Source organism: Brevundimonas sp. M20 (genome assembly GCF_006547065.1).
Lineage (GTDB): Bacteria > Pseudomonadota > Alphaproteobacteria > Caulobacterales > Caulobacteraceae > Brevundimonas.
Window position 1 is genome coordinate 1,217,092 of sequence record NZ_CP041243.1, and the last position, 23,414, is coordinate 1,240,505.

At 68.8% G+C, this 23,414-nt stretch carries 26 protein-coding genes; 18 read left to right on the forward strand and 8 right to left on the reverse strand.

Annotated elements, in window-relative coordinates; translation table 11 throughout:
* Positions 1-16: 16 nt before the first annotated feature.
* The 7 genes from FKQ52_RS05750 to FKQ52_RS05780 all read left to right on the forward strand — a co-directional run bounded on the left by FKQ52_RS05750 (position 17) and on the right by FKQ52_RS05780 (position 4,126).
* A complete protein-coding gene (locus tag FKQ52_RS05750) occupies positions 17-994 on the forward strand; it encodes an RluA family pseudouridine synthase (protein ID WP_141628251.1) in 978 nt (325 codons plus the stop codon).
* Positions 991-1,662 carry an HAD-IA family hydrolase gene (locus tag FKQ52_RS05755; protein ID WP_141626292.1) on the forward strand — a complete coding sequence of 224 codons (672 nt, stop codon included), beginning with the start codon at positions 991-993 and terminating at the stop codon, positions 1,660-1,662. Before FKQ52_RS05750 ends, FKQ52_RS05755 begins: the two co-directional genes overlap by 4 nt.
* A gap of 14 nt (positions 1,663-1,676) precedes the next feature.
* Entirely contained in the window at positions 1,677-2,438 is a 762-nt protein-coding gene (locus FKQ52_RS05760; RefSeq protein ID WP_141626293.1) for an ATP12 family chaperone protein, read from the forward strand.
* Between the two features lie 247 nt (positions 2,439-2,685).
* Positions 2,686-3,135: a hypothetical protein gene (locus FKQ52_RS05765; protein ID WP_141626294.1), complete on the forward strand. Its 450-nt coding sequence runs from the start codon at positions 2,686-2,688 to the stop codon at positions 3,133-3,135.
* The gene (locus FKQ52_RS05770) at positions 3,132-3,422 is read left to right on the forward strand and encodes a transcriptional regulator (protein ID WP_141626295.1); all 291 of its coding nucleotides are present in this window, start codon (positions 3,132-3,134) and stop codon (positions 3,420-3,422) included. Before FKQ52_RS05765 ends, FKQ52_RS05770 begins: the two co-directional genes overlap by 4 nt.
* Positions 3,419-3,748, forward strand: a complete 330-nt coding sequence (locus tag FKQ52_RS05775) for a low molecular weight protein tyrosine phosphatase family protein (protein WP_141626296.1) — start codon at positions 3,419-3,421, stop codon at positions 3,746-3,748. The genes FKQ52_RS05770 and FKQ52_RS05775 overlap by 4 nt, the downstream gene beginning before the upstream one ends.
* Before the next feature lie 96 nt (positions 3,749-3,844).
* Positions 3,845-4,126 carry a hypothetical protein gene (locus FKQ52_RS05780; RefSeq protein WP_141626297.1) on the forward strand — a complete coding sequence of 94 codons (282 nt, stop codon included), beginning with the start codon at positions 3,845-3,847 and terminating at the stop codon, positions 4,124-4,126.
* 39 nt (positions 4,127-4,165) lie between these two features.
* Here the strand turns inward: FKQ52_RS05780 and FKQ52_RS05785 are convergent, their stop codons facing one another.
* Positions 4,166-4,828, reverse strand: coding sequence for a hypothetical protein (locus FKQ52_RS05785; RefSeq protein WP_141626298.1), 663 nt, complete (start codon positions 4,826-4,828; stop codon positions 4,166-4,168).
* Positions 4,829-4,984: 156 nt separating this feature from the next.
* On the opposite strand from FKQ52_RS05785, the gene FKQ52_RS05790 reads away from it, so the two are divergent.
* On the forward strand, positions 4,985-5,227 hold the full coding sequence (locus tag FKQ52_RS05790) for a hypothetical protein (RefSeq protein WP_141626299.1): 243 nt from the start codon (positions 4,985-4,987) through the stop codon (positions 5,225-5,227).
* Here FKQ52_RS05790 and FKQ52_RS05795 read toward each other — a convergent pair whose 3' ends face one another.
* On the reverse strand, positions 5,228-5,677 hold the full coding sequence (locus FKQ52_RS05795) for a MarR family winged helix-turn-helix transcriptional regulator (protein ID WP_141626300.1): 450 nt from the start codon (positions 5,675-5,677) through the stop codon (positions 5,228-5,230). It abuts the gene before it with no gap.
* A gap of 75 nt (positions 5,678-5,752) precedes the next feature.
* Between FKQ52_RS05795 and FKQ52_RS05800 the strand changes: the two genes are divergently transcribed.
* Positions 5,753-6,430: a glutathione S-transferase family protein gene (locus tag FKQ52_RS05800; RefSeq protein WP_141626301.1), complete on the forward strand. Its 678-nt coding sequence runs from the start codon at positions 5,753-5,755 to the stop codon at positions 6,428-6,430.
* Between the two features lies 1 nt (position 6,431).
* Positions 6,432-6,962: a dihydrofolate reductase family protein gene (locus tag FKQ52_RS05805; RefSeq protein WP_141626302.1), complete on the forward strand. Its 531-nt coding sequence runs from the start codon at positions 6,432-6,434 to the stop codon at positions 6,960-6,962.
* On the opposite strand, the gene FKQ52_RS05810 is transcribed toward FKQ52_RS05805, so the two are convergent.
* Together FKQ52_RS05810 and FKQ52_RS05815 are read right to left on the reverse strand one after the other, a co-directional pair.
* Positions 6,947-7,717 (reverse strand): pseudouridine synthase, encoded by a 771-nt coding sequence (locus tag FKQ52_RS05810; protein ID WP_141626303.1) that lies wholly within the window; start codon positions 7,715-7,717, stop codon positions 6,947-6,949. The two genes, FKQ52_RS05805 and FKQ52_RS05810, sit on opposite strands and share 16 nt — an antisense overlap.
* Before the next feature lies 1 nt (position 7,718).
* Positions 7,719-8,354 carry a DUF938 domain-containing protein gene (locus FKQ52_RS05815; RefSeq protein WP_141626304.1) on the reverse strand — a complete coding sequence of 212 codons (636 nt, stop codon included), beginning with the start codon at positions 8,352-8,354 and terminating at the stop codon, positions 7,719-7,721.
* Positions 8,355-8,564: 210 nt separating this feature from the next.
* On the opposite strand from FKQ52_RS05815, the gene FKQ52_RS05820 reads away from it, so the two are divergent.
* On the forward strand, positions 8,565-10,409 hold the full coding sequence (locus FKQ52_RS05820) for a phosphoenolpyruvate carboxykinase (GTP) (protein WP_141626305.1): 1,845 nt from the start codon (positions 8,565-8,567) through the stop codon (positions 10,407-10,409).
* A gap of 142 nt (positions 10,410-10,551) precedes the next feature.
* Positions 10,552-11,589, forward strand: coding sequence for an FAD-binding oxidoreductase (locus FKQ52_RS05825; RefSeq protein ID WP_240811750.1), 1,038 nt, complete (start codon positions 10,552-10,554; stop codon positions 11,587-11,589).
* Here FKQ52_RS05825 and FKQ52_RS05830 read toward each other — a convergent pair.
* Entirely contained in the window at positions 11,558-12,304 is a 747-nt protein-coding gene (locus tag FKQ52_RS05830; RefSeq protein ID WP_168196799.1) for a TonB family protein, read from the reverse strand. The genes FKQ52_RS05825 and FKQ52_RS05830 overlap by 32 nt on opposite strands.
* Positions 12,305-12,472: 168 nt before the next feature.
* Between FKQ52_RS05830 and FKQ52_RS05835 the strand changes: the two genes are divergently transcribed.
* Together FKQ52_RS05835 and FKQ52_RS05840 are read left to right on the forward strand one after the other, a co-directional pair.
* On the forward strand, positions 12,473-13,273 hold the full coding sequence (locus FKQ52_RS05835) for a transglycosylase SLT domain-containing protein (protein WP_141626307.1): 801 nt from the start codon (positions 12,473-12,475) through the stop codon (positions 13,271-13,273).
* 78 nt (positions 13,274-13,351) lie between these two features.
* Positions 13,352-14,494 carry a DUF2336 domain-containing protein gene (locus tag FKQ52_RS05840; protein WP_141626308.1) on the forward strand — a complete coding sequence of 381 codons (1,143 nt, stop codon included), beginning with the start codon at positions 13,352-13,354 and terminating at the stop codon, positions 14,492-14,494.
* A 176-nt stretch (positions 14,495-14,670) separates the two neighbouring features.
* Here FKQ52_RS05840 and FKQ52_RS05845 read toward each other — a convergent pair whose 3' ends face one another.
* From FKQ52_RS05845 to FKQ52_RS05855, 3 genes are all read right to left on the reverse strand, one after another.
* On the reverse strand, positions 14,671-15,147 hold the full coding sequence (locus FKQ52_RS05845) for an Hpt domain-containing protein (RefSeq protein WP_168196800.1): 477 nt from the start codon (positions 15,145-15,147) through the stop codon (positions 14,671-14,673).
* Positions 15,148-15,226: 79 nt separating this feature from the next.
* The gene (locus FKQ52_RS05850; protein WP_141626310.1) at positions 15,227-16,009 is read right to left on the reverse strand and encodes an NAD kinase; all 783 of its coding nucleotides are present in this window, start codon (positions 16,007-16,009) and stop codon (positions 15,227-15,229) included.
* Positions 16,010-16,040: 31 nt separating this feature from the next.
* Positions 16,041-17,183, reverse strand: a complete 1,143-nt coding sequence (locus tag FKQ52_RS05855; protein WP_240811751.1) for a DUF2336 domain-containing protein — start codon at positions 17,181-17,183, stop codon at positions 16,041-16,043.
* Positions 17,184-17,345: 162 nt separating this feature from the next.
* On the opposite strand from FKQ52_RS05855, the gene FKQ52_RS05860 reads away from it, so the two are divergent.
* The 4 genes from FKQ52_RS05860 (at position 17,346) to FKQ52_RS05875 (ending at position 23,350) form a co-directional block, all read left to right on the forward strand.
* Positions 17,346-18,110 carry a class II aldolase/adducin family protein gene (locus FKQ52_RS05860; protein ID WP_141626311.1) on the forward strand — a complete coding sequence of 255 codons (765 nt, stop codon included), beginning with the start codon at positions 17,346-17,348 and terminating at the stop codon, positions 18,108-18,110.
* Positions 18,107-18,889, forward strand: a complete 783-nt coding sequence (locus tag FKQ52_RS05865; protein ID WP_240811752.1) for an outer membrane beta-barrel protein — start codon at positions 18,107-18,109, stop codon at positions 18,887-18,889. The genes FKQ52_RS05860 and FKQ52_RS05865 overlap by 4 nt, the downstream gene beginning before the upstream one ends.
* Before the next feature lie 124 nt (positions 18,890-19,013).
* A complete protein-coding gene (locus FKQ52_RS05870; RefSeq protein WP_141626312.1) occupies positions 19,014-20,126 on the forward strand; it encodes an efflux RND transporter periplasmic adaptor subunit in 1,113 nt (370 codons plus the stop codon).
* Positions 20,126-23,350 (forward strand): efflux RND transporter permease subunit, encoded by a 3,225-nt coding sequence (locus FKQ52_RS05875; protein ID WP_240811795.1) that lies wholly within the window; start codon positions 20,126-20,128, stop codon positions 23,348-23,350. The genes FKQ52_RS05870 and FKQ52_RS05875 overlap by 1 nt, the downstream gene beginning before the upstream one ends.
* The last annotated feature ends 64 nt before the right edge of the window (positions 23,351-23,414 follow it).

The window sequence follows — 23,414 nt, forward strand, 5'->3', positions numbered from 1 at the left end:
ACGCGAGGTCCAGACGATCTATGTGGCCGAGGCCGAGGACGGCATCCGGCTGGACCGCTGGTTCCGTCGCCGCTGGCCGCACCTGTCGAATATCCAGGTGCAGAAGATGGCCCGCAGCGGCCAGATCCGCGTCGACGGCGCCCGCATCAAGCCTGAGGGCCGCCTGACCGCAGGCGCCGCCGTGCGTGTGCCGCCGATCCCGGACGACACCTCGCGGCAGGCGGGCGACGCCCATACCCTGTCCGAGAAGGACATCGCCTTCGCCAAGTCGCTGGTCATCTACGAAGACGACATGGTCATCGCCCTGAACAAGCCGCACGGTCTGGCCGTGCAGGGTGGGACGAAGACCAGCCGTCACGTCGATCGCCTGCTGGGCGCCTGGGGCGAGGGGATGGACCGTCCGCGTCTGGTCCACCGCCTCGACCGCGACACCTCGGGCGTGCTGCTGCTCGGCAAGGGACCGGAGGCGGCCAAGCGCCTCGCCGGCGCCTTCGCCCGCCGTCAGGCCAAGAAGACCTACTGGGCCATCGTCATCGGCAACCCCAAGCCGTCGGCGGGCCAGATCGACATGCCGCTGAAGAAGACCGGCATCAACGACTTCGAGATGATGCGCCCGGCCGAGCGCAAGGATCCACGCGCCGAACCGGCCGAGACGGCCTTCACCACCATCAGCCGCGCCGCCCACCGCGCCGCGTGGATGGCGCTGCGCCCCTTCACCGGCCGCACCCACCAGCTGCGCGCCCACATGGCCGCCATCGGCCACCCGATCCTGGGCGATCCCAAATACGGTGACGACAAGTCGCGCGAACTGTCCGGTGGCCTGAAGCTGCAACTTCACGCCCGCCGCATCGAGCTGGACCATCCCGCGGGCGGCAAGCTGATCGTCGAGGCGCCGATGGGCCCCGAGATGAAGGCCGGCTTCGCCCACTTCGGTTTCGACCCGCACGAGGCGGATGGGGAAGACCCGTTCGAGGGAGTCCGCCGCCAGCGATGACCCGCCCTCTCGCAGTTTTCGACATCGACGGCACCCTGGTCGACAGCCGGGCCTCCATCCACCGCGCGGCGGTCGAGGCGGCGCGCGACATGGGCCTGCCGGAACCAGAGTACGACCGCGTCCGCATGATCGTGGGCCTGAGCCTGCACAAGGCCCTGCATACGCTGGAGCCCCAGCTGACCGACGCCGAACTGGCCGACTTCGTGGCCGGCTTCCAGCGCAGCTTCCGCCGGATGTACGAGGCCGGGCACGAGGAGCCGCTATACGACGGCGCCATGGACCATCTGCGCCGCCTGCACCGGGACGGCTGGCGTCTGGCGCTGGCCACCGGCCAGAACCGCCGCGGCGTGGCCCGCAATCTGGCGCGTCAGGGTTGGGGCGAAATCTTCCTGTCCTCGCACTGCGCCGAGGACGGCCCCGGCAAGCCGGACCCAGCCATGCTGCACGCCGCCATGGCCGCCTGCGGCGCGGATGCGGCCTCGACCGTGATGATCGGCGACACCGCGCATGACGCCGCCATGGCCGTCAACGCGGGCGTCCTGCCGCTGGGCGTCGGCTGGGGCTTCCATACGGCCGAGGAACAGATCGCTGGCGGCGCCCGCCATGTGGCGAAAAGCTTCGGCGAACTGAACGTGGTGCTGGACGGCTTCGCCCGCGCCGCCGCCTGATTTCGAGAGTTTCGATGTCGCACATCCCCCCGCTTGATCCCATGGTCGCCGCGAAGAAGGGCTTTCGCGAGTCCGAGGAGCGACTGAAGCGCTTCTGGAAGGTCGTGGACTTGTCGGAAGGCGAGGGCGGCTGGACCGTCCTGCTCGACGGTCGCGCGCCGAAGACGCCCGCCCATGCGAAGCTGACCCTGCCGACCGGGGCCTCCGCGCGTCTCGTCGCCGACGAATGGGCCGCGCAGGGCGAGTTCATCGACCCCGCCACCATGCCCGCCACCCGTCTGGCCTCGACCGCCATCGACCGGGTCAGTCAGGTGCGCGAGGCCGTGGCCGACGAGGTCGCCGCCTATGCCGGGTCTGACCTGCTCTGCTACCCCGCCGAGGCGCCCGGCTCGCTGGTCGAGCAGCAGGCGCGCGAGTGGGGGCCGTGGCGCGACTGGGCGCGGGAACTGGGCGTGCCGCTGGCGCTGGCCGAGGGCATCACCCACAAGCCGCAGGACCCCGCCGCCGTCGCCCGCGTGCGCGAACTGGCGCTGGAGCTGGACGACTTCGCCCTGACCGGTCTGGCCGCCGTCACGCCCCTGCTGGGCTCGGCCGTGCTGGGTCTGGCGGTCCAGCGCGGCGTTCTGGGCGGCGAATTGGCCTTCGACCTGTCCCGCATCGACGAGGCCTTCCAGGAATCCCGCTGGGGCGTGGACGAGGAGAACGCCCTGCGCACCGCCGCCCGCCGCGCCGAGGCCGTGCTGTTCGACCGGTGGTTCCGCAGTCTCGAAGCCTGACCCCTCCGTCTCTCCGGCTTCGCCGTCGAGCCACCTCCCCACTGCGTGGAGAGGTGAGAACCCCTCCGTCACGGCGCGAAGCCGCGCCGCGCCACCTCTCCACGCAGTGGGGAGGGGGATCATGCGAGCCGCATGGCGAAGTATGGTGGAGGGGTTGTCCGATCTCACTTTCCAATCCGGAAAATTATCACTTGCCAACATGGAAAGTGACGTCTAGCTTTCCAATATGGAAAGTGAGGAGGTCGCCATGACGGAGAACCAAACCCCCGAGGAAGCCCTCGCCGCCATCAGGGCCGCGCGGGGGGAGGTGGGACGGTCGCTGGACTATCACCCGATCTGGGATGTGGTCGGCGGCATCCCCGTGGCCGTTATGGTCGGCGGGCAGGGCCTGCCGCCGCCCTGGAGCACCCTGACGGTGGTGTTCGGCATCCTCGGCGTCGTCTGGATGATGAACGCGTGGAAGGCCCGCTACGGCTGGTGGGTGAACGGCTACAGCCCCAGGAAGGCCCGCTGGGTCTCCTACGCCCTGGTCGCCCTGATCCTCCCGCTGATGGTCTCGGGTCTGTGGACCAGCTTGTGGGACGGCCCCTGGTGGCTGCCGCTGGTCAACGCGGTCATCGCCTGGGTCATCATGTCCATCGGCAGCCGCGTCTGGATGAAGGTCTATCGCAAGGAACTGGCCGGGGCCGACGCATGAGCGACGTGCCTGTCTTCGACCCCCTCCTGCACGCCCCCGGCCGCCTGCAGATCGGCGCCATCCTGTCCCGCGTCGACGAGGCCGAGTTCGCCATGATCCGCGACGCGATCAAGGTCTCGGACTCGGTCCTGTCCAAACACCTGAAGCAGCTGGAAGAGGTGGGCTATATCAAGCTGACCAAGGCGGCGCAGGACGGGCGGCAGCGCACGTGGATCAACTTCACCATGACCGGCAAACTGGCCTTCAAGGCCCATGTGGCGGAGTTGCAGAGGTTGGCGGGGGCTTGAAAAACCTCCTCTTCCTCTGCTCCCGAAACCGTCTGCGCTCGCCCACCGCCGAGCAGGTGTTCGCGCGCCACCCCGGCGTCGAGACCGCCTCCGCCGGGCTGGCGCCGGATGCGGAGGAGGAGTGTTCGGTCGAACTTGTTGAACGGGCCGACATCATCTTCGTGATGGAGAAGGCGCACCGGTCGAAGTTGCAGCGCCGCTTCGGCAAACACCTGAAGCGCGCCCGGGTGATCCGCCTCGACATCCCCGACGACTACGCCTTCATGCAGCCCGAGTTGGTGGCCCTTCTGGAGAAGAAGGTGGAACCGCACCTTCGTCGCCTATAGATTGATGTGTGTTAACTTCACCAAACTTTGAGTTGTGATCCAGTGTCCCGGCGCGTCCCATCCATTTGCGCAAAAAGCGCAATCAGGGAGGATCGTATGTCTAACAGGATCAGAAGCCTCGCCGTCGTCTCCGCCGTGGCCTTCGCCGCCGTCGGCCTCACTGGAGCGACCGCGCTCGACTATCCGCCGGAGCACACCGGCTACATCTACGACTGGTACCATGACGCCGCGAAAACCCAGTACGGCGGCACCGTTTCCGATTCCGGTTGCGGCGGCTGGGGCGAGAACCGCTGGGTCCAGCGGGCGTATGTGCCGTCCGGCTACTATGACACCTATGTGGCCTTCTACTGCGGGCCTTACGGCATGGAGCCGATCTAGGAGCGTGTCCTTCTCTCCTTCGGGGGAGAAGGACTGTCCTCACTCCACCAGAGCATTCGCCGCGATCACCACGCCGGTCGTCGCCGCGAACAGTCCGAACGCCCACAGTCCCGCCCGCCGGCCGGTCATGCCCTCGACCGACATCAGCCAGCGGCGCTGGATGGCGATGTACCAGATGGTGGCGACGAGAATGACCAGGGCGCCCAGCAGCGTCGTCCACAGGGCGTCGTCCCGCACGCCCATCGAGCCGAGGCTGACCAGAATGGACGTCGCGCCGGACAGGTAGCACTGGGCGAAGAAGGGCGGGCGCAGGGTGTCGCGGTCGATCTTGCGGCCAGACAGGTGCAGCCACGCCCAGGCGAAGACCAGCGGGTGCAGGGCGAACATCAGGGCGCGGAAGATCAGCAGGTTCTGGTCGCTGGCGGTGATCATCGCACCCAGCCCGGTATGGCGCCCCTCGACCCCGAAGCCGGCGATCAGCTCGATCCCGTGCGCCAGCAGGATGCTGAGCACCAGGAACATCGGCGGGCTCAGGGTTTCCAGATACTGCTTTTCCGGCTTGTCGCGCTGCTCGGCATCCGAATAGCGCATCGTCTTCAGCGGGTGGCGCAGCGTCATCAGCAGGGTGCGCGGATAGAACAGCAGCCACGACATGACCTCGTAGAGCAGCTCTTCCACCGAGCGCAGGATGGTCAGGAACATGGGCGGTCTCCCCTTGTGGGCCGACCACCCTGGCACGAAACCCTGACGGTTTCTCGTGTTGACGTGACGACAGCCGCGAATCGGCCCAACCGTGATGCACGTATAGAGAGTAATCGCGATTTCTCCAGACCCCGAAAGGAGGTCAGGGCCATGTGGATGCGAGGATTGGAAGGCGCGGTCCGGGTGCGTTGTCCGGGGTGTTGCGAGGCCGACTGGCGCACCCGGATCGAGCTGGAGAGCGACCGCCCGTTCATCTGCTACATGTGTCTGTGTCGAAGCCCCAAACCCTTGCCCGCGCAGGGGCTCAAGGAGGGCTGCGCCGCCCGCCTGCGCTCCGTCGGCCGCCGCGTCGGTGGAATATTCCGTCGCCGGAATGGTGAAGACGGGGCGGTGGTCTGATCAGGGCTTGAGAAGACGGCGCAGATCGGCGCGGACGCGGTCGCCGCCGCCGTCCTCCAGTTCCGCTTCAACCTCCTTGTGGGTCTCGACCCAGATCGGCGTGGCCCGCGCCAGCAGGTCCTTCCCCGCCGCCGTCAGGCCGACCCGGCGTCCGCGCCGGTCGTCGGGATCCACCGTCGAGACCACCGCGCCGGCGCGCTCCAGCGGTTTCAGATTGGCCGTCACCGTGGAGCGATCCATGGCCAGGGTCTCCGCCACCTGACCGATGGTCGGCGGGGCAGGGCGGTTCAGGCTGTTCAACAACGAGAACTGTCCGCTGGTCAGGCCGAGCGGCCGGAACACCTCGTCGAACCGCCGCGACAGCGCCCGCGCCGCCTGCTGCGCATGCAGGCACAGGCAGTGATCGCGGATGTGCAGGGTGGTCGCGAAGGGCTCGGTCACGTTTGACATGCTCCGAGATAGGTTGATATCAACTCAAACGTCAAGAACTGACCGGCCGCAGGGCCCGACAAGAGGAAATGTCCCATGATCCAGGTCTCCGCCTTCAAATGGGTGCCGCCCTTCGCCCAGGGATCGGTGCGCGATCTGCGGGTGCGCTGGGCGCTGGAAGAGGCCGGGCTGGGTTATGATGACCACCTGATCGGGTTCGAGGATCAGGCGACGCCTGACTATCGCGCGCTGCAGCCCTTCGGTCAGGTTCCGGCCTATCGCGACGGCACGGTCGAGATGTTCGAGAGCGGGGCCATCGTTCTCTGGATCGCCCAGACCTCGGATCAGCTGATGCCCGCCGATCCCGCGGGCCGGGCCATGGTCATGACCTGGCTGTTCGCCGCCATGAACAGCGTCGAGCCCTTCGTGGCCGAGCTGGCGGGCATCGACCTGTTCAACGCCGACAAGGACTGGGCCAAGGCTCGCCGCCCGGAGGTCGAGGCCTTCCTGCGCAGGCGGTTGGGCGATCTGCAGACCGCGCTGGGGGACCGCCGCTGGTTCGCCGACGACCGGTTCAGCGCCGCCGACATCCTGATGACCCACGTCCTGCGCGACCTGCGCCACACCGACATCGTCGCCGACTTCCCGGCTCTGGCCGCCTATGTCGCCCGTTGCGAGGCTCGTCCCGCCTTCAGGCGCGCGCTTGAGGACCAGATGAAGCCCTTCCGCGCCGCCGAGGCGAAGAATCCGGCCCTGACCGGCGGGGCCGCCTGACGTGGCCCGTCTCGTCTTCGGCATGAACCAGTCGCTGGACGGCTACGTCGACCACGACGCCTTCGCCCCCGACGCCGTCCTGTTCCGTCACTTCATCGAGCAGGTGCGGGGGCAGGCGGGCAGTCTCTACGGCCGTCGCCTCTACGAGATCATGGCCTACTGGGACGAGGACCGCCCCGAATGGACGGCTGATGAGCGTGAGTTCGCGGAAGGCTGGCGCGCGCATCCGAAATGGGTGGTGTCGAACTCGCTGAAATCGGTCGGCCCCAACGCCACCCTGATCTCCGGCGACGTCGAGGCGGCGATCCGCGAACTGAAGACGGAAGTCGAGGGCGAGATCGAGGTCGGCGGCCCGAAACTGGCGCACAGTCTCGGCCAGATGGGCCTGATCGACGCGTACCGCATCTATCTGCACCCCTATGTCACCGGCGGCGGCGCGCCCTATTTCGCCGGGCCGCGCCCGCCGCTGCATCTGGTCAGCAGCGAGCGCATCGGCGCGGAAGCCATCCTGCTGACCTACGAGCCGGCCTGACCGCCCCGGATCAGTGCGTCCCGTTCTTCCGCCGTCAGCATCCGCCATTTGCCCTCGGGCAGGTTGTCCAGCTTCAGCGGGCCGATGCGGACGCGGAGCAGGTCGGTGACCTCCAGCCCGACCATCTCGCACATCCGGCGGATCTGACGATTCCGGCCCTCGCGCAGGATGAATTTCAGCCGGTGGGACTCCATCCGACTGACGTAGGCAGGGCGAAGCTGGCGGCCGTCCAGCATCAGGCCGTGACGCAGCATCTTCAGCTTCTTCTCGGTGATGTCGCCGGTGACGCGGACCAGATATTCCTTGTCCAGATCGGACTCCGGCCCGATCACCGCCTTGGCCACCACCCCGTCGGACGACAGCATCAGGAGGCCGCGAGAGTCCTCGTCCAGCCGCCCGATGGGGGGCAGGGAGACGTCGCCCGGAACCTCGCCGGGTCCGACCTGGGTGCCCGCGCTGATCAGGCGGATGGCCGGCAGCTTGTCAGGCTCAGGCTGACCCGAGACATAGCCGACCGGCTTGTGGATCACGACGGTGATGCCCTCGGCCAGCTGGGCCGTCGCCGCATCGTTCAGCGTCAGGGTCTGACCCGGCTCCAGCTTGCGGCCCGCGTCGCGCACCACCTCGCCGTCGATGGACACCAGCCCGTCCGCGATCAGGGCGTCGGCCTCGCGCCGGGAACAGACGCCCGACTGGCCCAGCCATTTGTTGATCCGGACGGGCTCGGCGCCGTCATAGGTTTTCGTCCACGCCATCTCAGACCGCCCGGAACAGAAGCATGATGTTGTTGGCCGGCATGGCGATCCTTCGGGTGAACGACAGCCCGGCCGTCTTCGCCTCGGCGATCACCGCATCCCGGTCGCGCAGGCCCCACTCGGCGTTACGGGTCTTCAGGCTGATGTCGAAGTCGGCGTTGGACGGGGCCAGGTCGACCTCCGTCTCGCGATAGGGGCCATAGACCGCCAGCAGGCCGCCCGGGCGCCGCAGGGTCCGCCCCGCCAGTCGCATCAGCCCTTCGGTCGCCGCCCAGGGGCTGATGTGGATCATGTTGATGCAGACCATCGCCTCGACACTGTCGGTGGGCCAGCCGGTCTCGTCCAGCATGTCCAGCGCGACGGGCGGGTTCAGGTTGGGCAGTTGCGCCTGCGCGGCCCAGGCGGCCATGCTGGCTCGGGCCTCCGCGGACGGATCGCTGGGCGTCCAGTCCAGTCCCGGCAGTCCGGCCGCGAAGGCGACGGAGTGCTGGCCGCTGCCGCCCGCGATCTCCAGCACCCGGCCGCGCGCGGGCATGTGCGCCTTCAGAACCTCCAGGATCGGCCCGGCGTTGCGGATCGAGGCGGGCGAGTTCAGTCCGCCTTCGGGCGTCGCGGTCAGGTCGTCCATCGTCTGCATGGCCGCCGGATACCCCGACCGCGCCCGGTTCGCGACCGGAAAGTGCGGGACGGGCTTCGGCGAACCGGTCCCACAGGCACAAAGTTGCACCGGTTGACGATGGTCCGGGTTCGGTGTCATTCCGGCTGAAACACTGCGTGAACACCGCGCACAAGGGAGCGGTCACGGGGGCGGCAAAGACCTCCGGGCCAGACGGTTCAGGAGACCACCATGCCCCACTCGATCCCCGGCCTTCTGCCGGCCCCGACCCGTCACGCCGGGCTCATCGCCTGGGTTCAGGAGATCGCGGCGCTGACCAGGCCCGCCCGCGTCCACTGGTGCGACGGTTCGCAGGCCGAGAAGGACGCCATCGTCGCCGACCTGATCGGCAAGGGCACGCTGAAGGCGCTGGACCCGGTCAAGCGTCCGGGCAGCTATTACGCCGCTTCGGACCCCCGGGACGTCGCCCGCGTCGAGAGCCGCACCTTCATCTGCTCGGCCAATGAGATCGACGCCGGTCCGACCAACAACTGGGCCGACCCGGTCGAGATGCGCGCCCGAATGGCGGGCCTGTTCGACGGCTGCATGGCCGGCCGGACCATGTATGTCGTGCCCTTCTCGATGGGCCCGCTGGGCTCGAAAATCAGCGCCTTGGGCGTCGAGATCACCGACAGCGGCTATGTCGCCGTCTCCATGGGCATCATGACCCGCATGGGCCAGCCGGCGCTGGATGTGCTGGGCGACGATGGCGTCTTCGTCCCCGCCGTCCACACCCTCGGCGCGCCGCTGGCGGAGGGTCAGGCCGACGTGCCGTGGCCCTGCAACGACGACAAGTGGATCGTCCACTATCCCGAGACCCGCGAGATCTGGTCCTACGGTTCGGGCTACGGCGGCAACGCACTGTTGGGCAAAAAATGCTACGCCCTGCGCATCGCCTCGGTCATGGCCCGCGATGAGGGCTGGCTGGCCGAGCACATGCTGATCCTCAAGCTGACCAATCCGGAAGGGCAGGCGAAATACATCGCCGCCGCCTTCCCGTCGGCCTGCGGCAAGACCAACCTCGCCATGCTCCAGCCCGCCATTCCCGGCTGGAAGGCCGAGACGGTGGGCGACGACATCGCCTGGATGCGCTTCGGCGATGACGGCCGCCTCTACGCTGTGAACCCGGAAGCGGGCTTCTTCGGTGTGGCGCCCGGCACCAGCCGCAACACCAACCAGAACGCGCTGGCGACGCTGGCCTCGAACACCGTCTTCACCAACACCGGCCTGACGGAGGACGGCGATGTCTGGTGGGAAGGTCTGACGAAGGAGGCCCCCGCCCGGCTGACCAACTGGAAGGGCGCGGCCCACGATCCGGCCTCGGGCCAGCCCGCCGCGCATCCCAACGCCCGCTTCGCCGCCCCTGCGCATCAGTGCCCGACCATCGCGCCCGAATGGGAAGACCCAAAGGGCGTGCCCATCGACGCCATCCTGTTCGGCGGCCGCCGCGCCAGCGCCGTGCCGCTGGTCACCGAGGCCTTCGACTGGGAGCACGGCGTCTTCATGGGCTCGACGGTCGCCTCGGAAGGCACCGCCGCCGCCGAGAACAAGGTCGGCGAGCTGCGCCGCGACCCGTTCGCGATGCTGCCCTTCTGTGGCTACAACATGGGCGACTACTTCGCCCACTGGCTGTCGATGGGCGGCCGGACGGACGCCTCCAAACTGCCGCGCCTCTACTTCGTCAACTGGTTCCGCAAGAACGAGGACGGCAAGTTCATCTGGCCGGGCTTCGGCGACAACGCCCGCGTGCTGAAGTGGATCGCCGAACGTCTGGACGGCAAGGCCGAGGCCGTGGACACCCCGGTCGGTCGCGTGCCGTCGGTCGAGGCGCTGGACCTGTCGGGCCTTGAGCTGTCGGACGCCGACCTGTCGACCCTGCTGGACGTGGACGCCGAGGTCTGGGCCGAGGAAGCCGCCCTGATCCCCGAGTTCTACGCCACCTTCGGCGACCGCCTGCCCAAGGCCCTGTGGGACCAGCACGCGGCCCTGACCGCCCGCATCGACGCCCGCCGCGCCGCCGCCATCGCGGCGGAGTAGCAAATCAGGCGCGGTCGCCGCTCAAGCAGCGAGCGACCGCGTCTCGAGCGTTAGCGCCAAACCTTCGCTCAAGCAGCGAGCGACCGCGTCGCGAGCGATAGCGCCCTTGCAAAACAAGCGCGGCGGGTCGATGTGACCCGCCGTGTCTTCTTCCCCGGATGTGATCGTCATCGGCGCGGGGGTGCTGGGTCTGTCCAGCGCCGCCGAATTGGCCGCGCGCGGTCATGCGGTGACCGTGCTGGATCCCGGCGGCTCCAACGCCTCTTCGGCGGCGGCGGGGATGATCGCTCCGGCCATGGAAAGCCTGATCGACGGCCTGTCGCCGGACCATGCCGCCCTGCTGAAGCGCGGGCGCGACCTGTGGCCCGCCTTCGCGAGCCGACACGGCCTGACCCTGCACCTGGACGGCGCGGAGTGGCGCGGGGCTGATCCGGACGCCGCCGTCGCCCGTCTGCACGCCCTCGGCTTCGCCGCCGGGCGGGCGGGGGAGGGGCTGTTCACCCCCGACGACTGGCGGATCGAGGCTCAAGCCGCGCTGGGTCAGCTGTCCGCCATCCCCGGCGTAACCCGGGTCGAGGCCACGGTCGCGCGACTGTCGCGGGCGGATGGCGTCTGGACGGCGACCGCCGACGACAGCCGCGAATGGTCAGCGCCCTCGCTGGTGCTGGCGACCGGCGCGGCGGCGGCTCTGGGCGGCTTGCCCGACGATGTGACGGCGGTGGTGAACGCCATCGAGCCGATCCGGGGCCAGTTGACGCCGATCCGCTGCGCGGTCCCGGCTCAGGTGATCCGCGGGCCGGGCGGCTATGCGACGCCGACCGCGGACGGGGCCCTGTGCGGCGCCACCATGCAGTCGGGCGACCGCAGTCTTGAGCCGGATACGGAGATCGCCGCAAAACAGGCCGCCAACGGGTTGTCGCTGATCGGCGGGGAGGGGCAGGCAGGCGAGCCGCGCGTCGGCGTGCGCGGCGCGTCGCCGGACGGTCTGCCCATCGCGGGCGTGACCGGAACGCCGGGCCTGTTCCTGGCCCTCGCCCCGCGCCGCAACGGCTGGCTGCTGGGGCCGATGGTCGGCGCGATCGTCGCCGACGGGATCGAGGACCGCGCGCCTCTTGCGGACGCGTCGGCCCTCTCGCCCCTGCGGTTCGTCAGTCAGCCGGCGGCACGAAGCGCAGGTTGATGGCGACCCGCGACCCTTCCGCGGCCCCGTCGACGGTGCGCGGATTGATCTGGAAGTAGCGCGCCAGCCGTTGGGCCGCTGTGCCGAAGCCGTTGCCGCCGGGCGTCTCGCTGCTGACCGCGCAGGCCGAGACCCGCCCGTTTGCCTCGACCATGCAGTTCAGCGTCACCGAACCGGCCAGCCCCCGTTGCAGGGCCCGGTCCGGATAGGCCCGCATCAACTGGTCGCCGGTCGGCTGGCTGATCCAGGTCGGATTGCGGATCACGCGAGTCGCGGGCGGCTGCGGCGGCTGGGGTTCGACCGCCGGTTTGGCGTCATCCACAGAATCAGAGACCGGCGTTGTGAAGGTCAGGGTGGTGCTGTCCGTGGCGGTGGCGTCCGGGCTGGTCTCGGCATGGATCACGTCCGTCGGCGTGGTCGGCGGGGCGGTCGGATTCAGCGGTGGGTTGGGCGCCACCGGCTTGCGTTCGACCTCGTCCGGCGGGATCACCGGCGGCCGCTGCAGTTCGAAGAAGAGGCCCGAGCTCGGGGGCTCCGACACGACCGGCTCCGGCATCTCAAAGCGCTGATAATACAGCGCAATCCCCACCCCGACGTGGGCTGCGGCCACCAGGCCGATCGCCGCCCAGGCCGAGCGTGACAGGCGCGGAGTCTTGCGCTCGTGGAAGTCGATGGGGCTCACCAGTCCGGGGCCGCCTGCGGTTCTGATCATCATGGCCTTCATCCCTGTTCTGCTGCCCCCGCAGCACTCCCGGATGAAAGTGGAGCGCTGCCGTTGGGGCGGGTTTGCGGCGAGGGTCAGGCGGAATTGGGCGGCTCGGAGAACGTGGCTTTTCCGTCACGTTAAGGGCTCGTTAACCAGAGTTCTCCAGCGTTAACGATTATGACCATCAGGGCGATTCCATCGTCAGGCGGGGTAGAGGCGGCCATCCGGCGTGCGTCGAGCGCGACGGGTGTGGACGCCGACTTCCTCGTGCGCACGGCGCGTCGCGAAAGCGCGATGAACCCGTCCGCGCGCGCCCCGACCTCGTCGGCGGCGGGGCTGTTCCAGTTCATTGAGCAGACCTGGCTGGCGACGGTGAAGCAGCACGGCGCCAAGCATGGGTACGGCCAGTACGCGGACCTGATCTATCGCGGCTCGGACGGGCGGTGGCGGGTCGAGGGTTCGGCGCGCAATGTGGTGCTCGACCTGCGCTTCGACCCGCAGGCGGCCTCGACCATGGCCGCCGAGCTGACGGCCCAGAACGCCGCCTATCTGCGCGGCCGCACAGGGCGCGAGCCGGGGGCGGGCGATCTTTACGCGGCCCACTTCCTCGGCCCGGCGGGCGCGGCCCAGCTGATGGAGGCCATGGACCGCAGGCCCGGCTCCAGCGCGGCGTCCATCTTCCCCGAGGCGGCGGCGGCGAACCGCTCGATCTTCTACCGCAACGGCCGTCCGGCGACCGTGGCCGAGGTTCACGCCAATCTGCAACGCTCGGCCGGCGACGGCGCGCCCGCCGCCGGTTCAGGCAATATCGAGCCAGCCGCGCCGCCGCTGTCCGAGCGGGACCAGATGCTGGCCGCGCGGCTGGATCGCCTGAAGCAGGATCAAAGCCTGCTGGCCCTGCTGCTGGGGCAGGACGGCGAGGGCAAGGGCGGCGGCTTCGGCGGCGCCTTCGGCCCGGGCGATAGTACGAACGCGTAGGGCCGAATCCGGCCATGGTGAACCGCCCGTTAACGATGACGGGCTGATGCTGTCGCAAAGTCAGACCCTGAGCGTTTCATGACCGCCTTTCGCGCCCGCCTCACCGAGATCGACATCCGCCGTCTGATCCATTCGGCCGACGAGGACGAACGCGCCGCCGCAGCCCACAAGCTGTGCCGCAACATGGACCGGGCCAGGCTGGACGATCAGGAGCGCGAGGCGGCCCGGAAAATCCTTCGCCTGCTGGCCAATGACGCCGCCGAGCTGGTGCGTCGGGCCATGGCGGTGACGCTGAAGGCCTCGGACCTGATCCCGCGTGACGTGGCCCGCCGTCTGGCGGCGGACGTGGACAGCGTGGCCCTGCCGTTGATCAACTTCTCTCCGGCCTTCACGGACGAGGACCTGATCGAGATCGTCCGCGCCGGTTCGCCTGTGCGTCAGGCCGCCGTGGCCGGTCGTCCCCGCGTCAGCCGCGACGTCGCCGACGCCGTGGCCGAGGTCGGGGGCGAGACCGCCGTGCGGACGCTGGCCGCCAACGACAACGCGGACATCTCCGAGACGGCGCTGGGCCGCTGCGTCGACCGCTTCGGCGATACGCCTGAAATTATCGCGGCTCTGGCCTATCGTCAGGTCCTGCCCCTGTCGGTCAGCGAACGTTTGATCGAGCTGGCGTCCGACGCCGTGCGCGAGCATCTGGTCACCCGCCACGCCGTGGCCCCCGAGACCGCCATCCGTCTGGCCTCCTTCGCGCGTGAGCGGGCGACGGTCGATCTGGTCGATCAGGCCTCGACACAGGCGGATCTGCCGCGCTTCGTCGCCACGCTGAACGGTCGTCGCGCCCTGACCGGCTCCCTGCTGCTGCGCGCGCTGGCGCGGGGACAGATGGCGCTGTTCGAGCATGGTCTGGCCGAGTTGGCCGGCGCGCCGCATTCGCGCGCATGGCTGATGATCCACGATGCCGGGCCGCTGGGTCTCAAGGCGATCTATGACCGCGCCGGCCTGCCGCCGCGCCTGTTCCAGGCCTTCCGCGCCGGGGTCGACACCTGGCGCGCGCTTCAGGCCGAGGGCGTGGACACCACCGACGACGCCTTCCGCCAGCAGATGCTGGAGCGCTTCCTGACCCAGCGCCCGAACGCCCCGCGCGAAGACCTCGCCTATCTGATGGAACGTCTGGATCAGGCCCCCACCCCAGCGCGCGGCGCTGTCGGCGCCGCCGCATAGGCTGTGAAGGAGCGCGGACCTCCGGTCCGCATCTTTAACAAAACGGATGCCGTCACTGATCGCCGACAGTCTTGCGGACCTAGAGGTCCGCGCTCCTCTCATGCGCTTCATCTCGTACACAGCAAAACGCCCGCCGGTGAGGGCGGGCGTTTCAATCTCTCAATCCTGAATCTGGCTCAGGCGTAGTGCTGGGCCACCTTGGCTTCCAGCGTCTCCGCCAGAACCTTGCCGGTCGGGTGGTCATCGGTCTGGATCTGGTCCCGGACCACGGCCTTGATGGCGTCGATGTGGGCGTCGATCAGCACCATCGGCGCGGCCATGCGCTTCGCCGGATCGTCCATCATCTTGCACAGCGAACCGGCCAGACGCGTCACCAGCGGGTATTGGTAGGTGGTCCCCAGACCCTTCAGGTCATGGGCGCGGAAATACAGGGCTTCGGCGGTCTGGGCGTTATAGCCCTGGGCGCGGATGTCCGACTGGGCCTTGTCCAGCTTGACGATCTCGTCCTGCAGCCACTGGCCGAACTGGGCCGACATGGCCTTGAGGGCTTCTTCCGCCTTGGCGATCGCATTGGCGTCGATGCCGCCGAAAGCTCCGCCGACCTTCATGCGAAGGGTGTTGGGCGGACGAATGACCTGGGCCGAGTTGCTCAAGGGCGCGCTCCCGAAAATACCTGACGACCATGGTCGCATGGACGGGCTTAAGAAGCCGTGCACGGCGGTTGGGAAAGGTTCAGGACGCGAATTGTTCGGCCAGAACACGTTCCTCGAACGACCGTCCGGCGTCGAACAGCATGGTCAGGGCGATGTCCCGGCGCTCGCGCACATCGACCCGCGTGACCCGCCGGACCTCGAAATTGTCGGCTGTGGCGCTGACCGGGCGTTTGTCGGCCTCGAGGATTTCGAAACAGACCTTCGCCTGATGCGGCAGCAAGGCGCCGCGCCAGCGCCGGGGCCGGAACGCGCTGATCGGGGTCAGGGCCAGCACCCGCGAGTCCAGCGGGATGATCGGTCCGTGGGCCGACAGGTTGTAGGCGGTCGAGCCCGCCGCCGTGGACACCAGACAGCCGTCGCAGGACAGCTCTTCCAGCCTCACCCGGTCATCGACGCTGATGCGGATCTTGGCGCTCTGGCGGGTCTGGCGCAGCAGGGAGACCTCATTGATCGCCAGACCGCTGTGGACCTGCCCGGTCTCGGTCCAGGCGTCCATCTGCAGCGGATGGATGACGGCCCGCCCGGCGTCCGACAGACGTTCCAGCAGGCCCTCTTCCTCATAGTCGTTCATCAGGAAGCCGACCGAGCCGCGGTTCATCCCGAACACCGGCGTCCGGCGCTCCATGACCGTATGCAGTGTCTCCAGCATGAAGCCGTCGCCGCCCAGGGCGATGATCACATCGGCCTCGTCCTCGCGCACCGCGCCGTACAGGGCGATCAGGCGTTCACGCGCCTCCTGCGCCTCGGGGCGATCCGAGGCGACGAAGGCGAGGCGAGGGGCGGGATCGGATGTCGAGGTCACCGGGACACGCAAGCCGAGCGTGAGGATGAAGTCAAACGGCGATGCGCTGTTCGGTCGGGTCCGGGGCCACCAGCGCGCGGAAGGCGCGGGCGGCCGAGGCGTGTGACAGGGCGCCGCGCTGCCAGATCGGATCGCCCTGATCGCCGGGCAGGCCACGATTCAGCTTGCGTAGTTCCGTCAGCAGGGTGGGGAAAACCGCCCGGTCGATGCCGATGGCGGCGCAGGCGTAGTACATCGGCTCGGGCGTGGGGGCGTTCAGCGCCTGCCGCACCTGATTGACCGTGAAGCCGCCCAGCGCCGACAGGCTGTGCACCACCAGCGACAGGCGACGCTCGCGCGCGGCGCGGATCAGGATGGCGGGCTTCAGCTGGCCGGCGGCCTGAAGCTTCATCACCAGCCGACGCTCCATCTCCTCGCGCTCGGGCGTATCGACGGGAACGGGCTCGTTCGGGTCCCTGCGGATCACGCCCTCGATGGCGTCATAGACCGCCGAACCGAACTTGCGCTCATCGACCTGGAAGCGGGTGGCGATGGACTCGCGCAGGGCGGCGCCGACCCAGTGATACATCTGCTCGGCCAGCGCCTGACTCAGGCCGGGGTGGCGTGACAGCGGGCCGCGCAGGGCGGCGACACGGCGCGAGTGCTCCACCAGACGGCGGAAGCCTTCGCCGCTGATCTGGGCGGTGCGATTGGTGGCCACCGCGGCCAGAACGGCGGGCACGGCCTGTTCAATGACGGCGTCGGCGACCCGGCCGCTCAGGCGCGGACGGCGAGCCACGGCGATCTGATGGTCCAGGGACGCCTCGATCAGGATTTGCAGCAGGTCTTCGTCCCGCAGCACGGGGCTGGAGGCCAGTAACGGGGCGGCGATTTCGATCTCGTCCAGCGCCAGTACATTCACCAGCGCGGGCGGGGCCCAGTCGGCGTGGGCCAGACGGGCGGCCAGCACCTTGCGGATGTCGCGCTCGGCCTGACGGGCCAGATAGAGGAAGATTTCGCCCAGGATCGGCGACAGCTGCCCGTCCGGCGGACTGGCGTCGCACAGGGCCATCACGCCGAGCAACAGCCGTTGGCGGGCGTCCGGGCTGTTGTTCCGGGCCAGCGACAGCAGGTCTTCGGCGCGCGGCGCGCGTTCCGGTTCCCGCGACGGGTTGAGCTGGACGAGGACGGTCACAAACCTCTCCGGAAAGCCGATATGGTTTCAGGCGGCTTTACCGTAACGCTCGCAAGTTAAAGACGCGGTTAACGGAACCTGAATCTTGACGCAGATCAACGTCCGCGCGAGCGTGCGAGGTATGTAAAGGCCGATAACAAAAATCAGGCGAGGGACACGGCTATGGCGGACGGCGCGATCACATCGATCCGGTCGAAGGTCTCGGAGGCGGAATGGAAGGTGCGCGTCGAACTGGCGGCGCTGTACCGGCTGGTCGCCCTGCACGGGTGGGACGACATGATCTTCACCCACATCTCGGCCCGTGTGCCGGGGCCCGAGCATCACTTCCTGATCAACCCCTACGGCTGGTATTTCGAGGAGATGACGGCCTCCTGCCTCGTCAAGGTCGATCTGGACGGCAACATCGTTCAGGAGACCGACAGCTTCATCAATCCGGCCGGTTTCACCATCCACTCGGCGATCCACGGCGCCCGCGAGGACGCGCATTTCGTCATCCATCTGCACACGGTCGCCGGCGTCGGAGTGGCCGCGCAGCAGGAGGGCCTTCTGCCCATCGGCCAGAACGCCTGCCTCCTCCAGCATCAGGTCGCCTACCATGGCTATGAAGGTCTGGCGCTGAACCACGACGAGCGCGAGCGTCTGGTGGCGGACCTCGGCGACAGGCCGCTGATGCTCCTGCGCAACCACGGCACTCTCGCCACCGGCCAGACGGCGGCTCAGGCCTGGATCGGCATCTTCTTCCTGGAGCGCGCCTGCGCGCAGCAGGTCGCCGCCCTGTCCGGCGGTCGTGAGCATGTCCTGTTCGCTCCCGATGCGGCCCAGGCCGAGACAAAGGAGCAGGGCAAGGGTCTCGGTTTCATTTCGGCCCTCGCCTGGCCGGGCGCGTTGCGTATGCTCGACAGGAAGTCGCCCGGCTACGACACTTGAAGCCGGCCGGGGGGCTGCTGCTGACGCTGGCGGCCCTCGCGGTCGCCGCTCCCGCCGCCGCGGGGCCCTGGGTCATGCCCAAGGGCGACGGTCAGGTCATCCTGAAGTACGAGGACATGCGCGCCACCGAGGGCTTCGACCCCAATGGCGTGTCCATGCCCATGCCCGCCGAACGGCGCGAGACCTTCATCTCCGTCTTCGCGGAATATGGCCTCACCGCCCGTCTCGGCGTTCAGTTCAAGGGCGACTGGCAGTCCGGGCGGGACGCCTTCGTCGACTATGAGGGGACCGGCCCGCTCGAGATCGGCGTCAACTGGCAGGTCTGGCGCAACACCAACACCGCCGTCGCCCTGTACGGCGGCGTGGCCCAGGCCGGGGCCGGGCGGAACGCCGGCTATGCGACGCCGGGCGCCGGCAACCAGGACTTCGAGGTTCGCGCCGCCTTCGGCCGCTCCTACGGCAAGCTGAAATGGCTGAACTACACCGCCGATTCCGGCTTCGTGACCCTGGAGGTCGCCCGCCGGATGCGCAGCGGCCTGCCGCATGAAACCCGCGTCGACGCCACCCTCGGCGCCCATTTCGGCCAGGACTGGATGACCCTGACGCAGGTCTACGCCGGTCAGGCGGACAATGACGGCCCGCGCTGGGTCCAGATGGAAAGCTCGGTCGTCCGCCGCATGGGAAACTGGAGCGCCCAGCTGGGCTGGCGGACCACGCTTTCCGGGCGCGAGGCTCCGGACGTGTCGGGTCTGGTCGTGGGCCTGTGGCGGCGCTTCTGAAACGCCGAATGGTCGCAGGTCTTCGGCGACGGAAAACGAAACCGATCCCGTTACATGAACTTTAGTTGCGTCGACGGCGGTAGCCGCTAAGTCGGCTCGTCCCTGGATTCGGAGCGCCAGCCGCGTGATCAAGCGTCACTTCTTCCTCATCGTCGCCGCGGCCGTTCTGGTCCTGATGGTCGTCGCCGTTGTCTTCCGCATGGCCTTCGCCGAGGAAGAAAAGGGCGGCGGGCGCGGTCCGGGCGGCGGCGGCCGGGGTCAGGCCGTGTCCGAAGCCGTCGTGGGACCCCGTGAGTTCAGCGACCAGATCCGCGTTCTGGGCGTCGCCCGCGGCCGTCGCTCGGTCAACATCACCTCATCGACCAGTGAACTGATCACCCGCGTGATGTTCGCCGACGGCCAGACCGTCGCCGCCGGGACGCCGCTGGTCCAGCTGCAGGCGCGCGAGGAAGACGCCGCCATCGCCGAGGCCCGCGCCCAGGTGGCCCGCGCTCGCACCATGTATGAGCGCTACAAGACCCTGAACGAGCGCGGCTTCGCCTCCGCCGCCATGCTGGAGCAGTACGAGACCGAGCTGGAATCGGCCCGCGCCTCGCTGGAGGCCTCGCAGGCCCGCGCCGGCGACCGCACCATCCGCGCGCCCTTCTCCGGCGTGCTGGGTCTCAGCACCGTCACGGCGGGCACCCTGGTCAACCCGGGCGCGGTGATCACCACCCTGGACGACATCTCGGTGGTCCGCGTCGATTTCCCGATCCCCGAGCGCTACCTGTCGGTCCTGCGCCCCGGCGTGCCGATCACCGCCACCATCGACGCCTATGGCGACGAGGCCTTCACCGGCCGGATCGCCCTGATCGACACCCGCGTCAACGAAAACACCCGCTCGATCACCGCCCGCGCCGAAATCCCCAACCCCGGCGCCCGCATCCGTCCCGGGATGGCCGTGCGTGTGGCCGTCCAGCAGGGCCGCCGCACCAGCGTCGCGGTGCCCGAGGCGGCGATCCAGTATGAGGGCGAGGGCGCCTTCGTCTATCGCATCGCCACCGGCGAACGCGGGACCATCGCCCAGCGCGTCGAGGTCGAGGCCGGGGCCGTCGAGAACGGCTACGTCGAAATCCTGAGCGGTCTGAACAACGGCGACCGCGTCGTCGGCTCGGGCCTGAACCGCATCCAGCCGAACGCCCCCGTCACGGTCGGCGGCGGGCAGCGCGCCGCCGGTCAGCGGGGCGCCGCCCAATGATGCTGTCCGACGTTTCCGTCCGCCGCCCCGTCATGGCGGCGGTGGCGGCGATCGTGCTCTGCGTGATCGGCGCCGCGGCCTTCTTCTTCCTGCCGGTGCGCGAGCTGCCGGACGTGGACCCGCCCATCGTGTCGGTGAACACCAGCTACGCCGGGGCCTCCGCAGAGGTCATCGAAAGCCGGATCACTGAACCCATCGAGCAGCAGATCGCGGGCATCCAGGGCGTCGAGCGCATCACCTCGACCAGCCGTGACGGTCGCTCCAGCGTCAGCATCGAGTTCTCGCTCGACCGCAACATCGACGACGCCGCCAACGACGTGCGCGACCGCGTCTCGCGCGTGGTCGGCCGCCTGCCGGATCAGGCCGATCCGCCCGAAGTGGCCAAGGCCGACAGCGACAGCCAGCCCATCATCATCCTGTTCCTGCGCTCCAGCAGCCTGAACCGGCTCGAGCTGACGGACTACGCCGACCGCTATCTGATCGACCGTCTGGCCACCGTGCCCGGCGCCGCCCAGGTGCAGATCTACGGCGAGCAGCGCTACTCCATGCGCGTCTGGCTGGACCCGGCGGCCATGGCCGCGCGCGGCCTGACCGTCACCGACGTCGAGACCGCCCTCACCAGCCAGAACATCGAGCTTCCGGCCGGTACGCTGGAGTCGGGCGAGAAGAACTACACCGTCCGCGTGGCCCGCACCTACGCCCGCGCCGACGACTTCCGCCAGCTGCCCATCGGCACGCGCGGCTCGGCCTCGAACGCCGCCGCCTCGAACAACACCAGCGGTCAGGCCTCGAACAACGCGGCCCTGCCCAGCGGCGCGTCCGGCGCCATTCAGGGGCAGGCCGGCTATGTGACCCGTCTGGGCGACATCGCCCGCGTCGAGGAAGCGCCCGAGGAAGACCGTCGCCTGTTCCGCGGCAACGGGCTGGACCAGATCGGTCTGGCCGTCACCCGTCAGGCCCAGTCCAACGACCTCGAAATCTCCGAGGGCGTGAACCGGATGATCGAGGACATCCGTCCCAGTCTGCCGCAAGGCACCGAACTGGTTGTCGGCTCGGACAACTCGGTCTTCACCAAACACGCCATCGACGAGGTGTGGATCACCATCGGCATCTCGATGGCGCTGGTGGCCCTGGTCAACTTCATCTTCCTGGGCTCGCTGCGGGCCGCCCTGATCCCGTCCATCGTGGCGCCGATCTGCCTGCTCGCGACCTTCATCGTGCTGGCCCCGCTGGGCTTCTCGCTGAACCTGCTGACCCTTCTGGCCCTGGTTCTGGCCATCGGTCTGGTGGTCGATGACGCCATCGTGGTGGTCGAGAACATCCAGCGTCGTCTGGATCACGGCGAGCCGCCGCTGGTCGCCGCCGAGCGCGGGGCGCGTCAGGTCTTCTTCGCCGTCGTCGCCACCACCGTCGTGCTTCTGTCGGTGTTCGCGCCGCTGCTCTTCCTGCCGGGATACGTCGGTCGGCTGTTCGTCGAGCTGGCGGCGGCCATCGCCGCGGCCGTGGCCTTCTCGGCCTTCCTGGCGCTCAGCCTGTCGCCGATGCTGGCGTCCAAGATCCTCAAGCCGGCCCAGACCGGCGGCTTTGTCGCCAAGCGGGTGGACTGGGCGATGGACCGGCTGAAAAACTCTTACGGCGCCTCCCTCGGCGCCCTGCTGGGCTCGAGGGTCGCGCTGGCGGGCGTGATCGGCGTCATCGTTCTGGTCGCGGCGGGGGCGACGGTCATGTTCATGACCCTGCCAGACGAGCTGGTCCCGCCCGAGGATCGCGGCCGCGTCACCGTGCGCGTTCAGGGCCCCGAAGGCGCGGGCTTCGACTACACCCGCCGCATCATGCTCGGCCTCGAGCCGATCCTGGCCGAGTACAAGGCGGGCGGCGAGGTGGAGAGTTATCTGATCTCCGCCCCCGGCTTCGGCGGCGGCAGCTACAACTCCGGCAACGCCACCCTGACCCTGAAGGACTGGTCCGAGCGCTCCCGTTCGGCCGACGAGATCGCGCAGGACCTGAACCGCAAGCTGCGCGGCCAGACCGACGCCCAGGTCAACGCCTCGACCCCCGGCGCCTTCCAGCGCGGCGGCGGCAACTCGAACTCCATCGAGATGGTCGTCACCGGGTCCGAGTACGAGGAAATCTACAACTGGCTTCAGCCCGTGCTGGCCGCGGCGCTGGAGAACCCCGGCTTCTCGCGTCCGCGCCTGAACTATGAGCCGAACTCTCCGCGCCTGCTGGTCGATGTCGATCCGGAGAAGGCGGCGGTTCTCGGCGTGTCCTCCCAGGCCATCGGCCGCACGCTTGAGACCATGTTCGGTTCACGCAGGGCGACCACCTATCTGCGCGGCGGTCAGGAGTATGACGTCATCCTGCAGACGGATCGCGAGAACCGTCGCAACGTCAGCGATCTGGAGGCCCTGTACGTCAACACCGGCGCCGGCGCGCTGGTGCCCCTGTCGGCGGTGGTCACCACCCAGACCTCGGGTGACACGCCGGATCGCCGTCGTCTGGACCGCCAGCGCTCCATCAGCCTCTCGGCGGACCTGAACCCCGGCTACACAATCGCCGATGCGATCCAGTTCCTGAACGGCGTCGCCGCCGAGCAGCCGCAAGGCGTGGCCACCACCCAGTGGGGCGGCGCGGCGCGGGACCAGCAGGAAGCGGGCGGCGCGGTGGTCTGGGCCTTCGCCCTGGCCCTGCTGCTGGTCTTCCTCGTGCTGGCGGCCCAGTTCGAAAGCTGGATCACCCCGGCGGTGATCATGCTGACCGTGCCCCTGGCGGCGGCGGGCGGTCTGTTCGGTCTGGTGATGGCGGGCTCCAGCCTGAACATCTACTCCCAGATCGGTCTGATCATCCTGATCGGCGTGGCGGCCAAGAACGGCATCCTGATCGTCGAGTTCGCCAACCAGCTGCGTGATCAGGGGCGCTCGATCCGGGACGCGATCATCGAGTCCTCGACCCTGCGTCTGCGCCCGATCATCATGACCTCCATCGCCACCGCCTTCGGCGCCCTGCCGCTGATGCTGTGGCAAGGCGCGGGCGCCGGCAGCCGTCAGACGATCGGCGTGGTGATCTTCTCGGGCGCGATGTTCGCGACGATCCTGACGCTGTTCGTGGTGCCGGTGATCTACGGCGTTCTGGCGCGCTTCACGAAATCGCCGGAGTGGACCGCCCGCAAGATCGAGGAATGGGAAGCCCAGGAAGCGAGCGCCGAAACGAAGCGGGTGGAGTAGGTTCTTCCCTCTCCCGATGGGAGAGGGCTTGAGCTGTCCCTCTGCGCCTGCACCTGACGCTGGC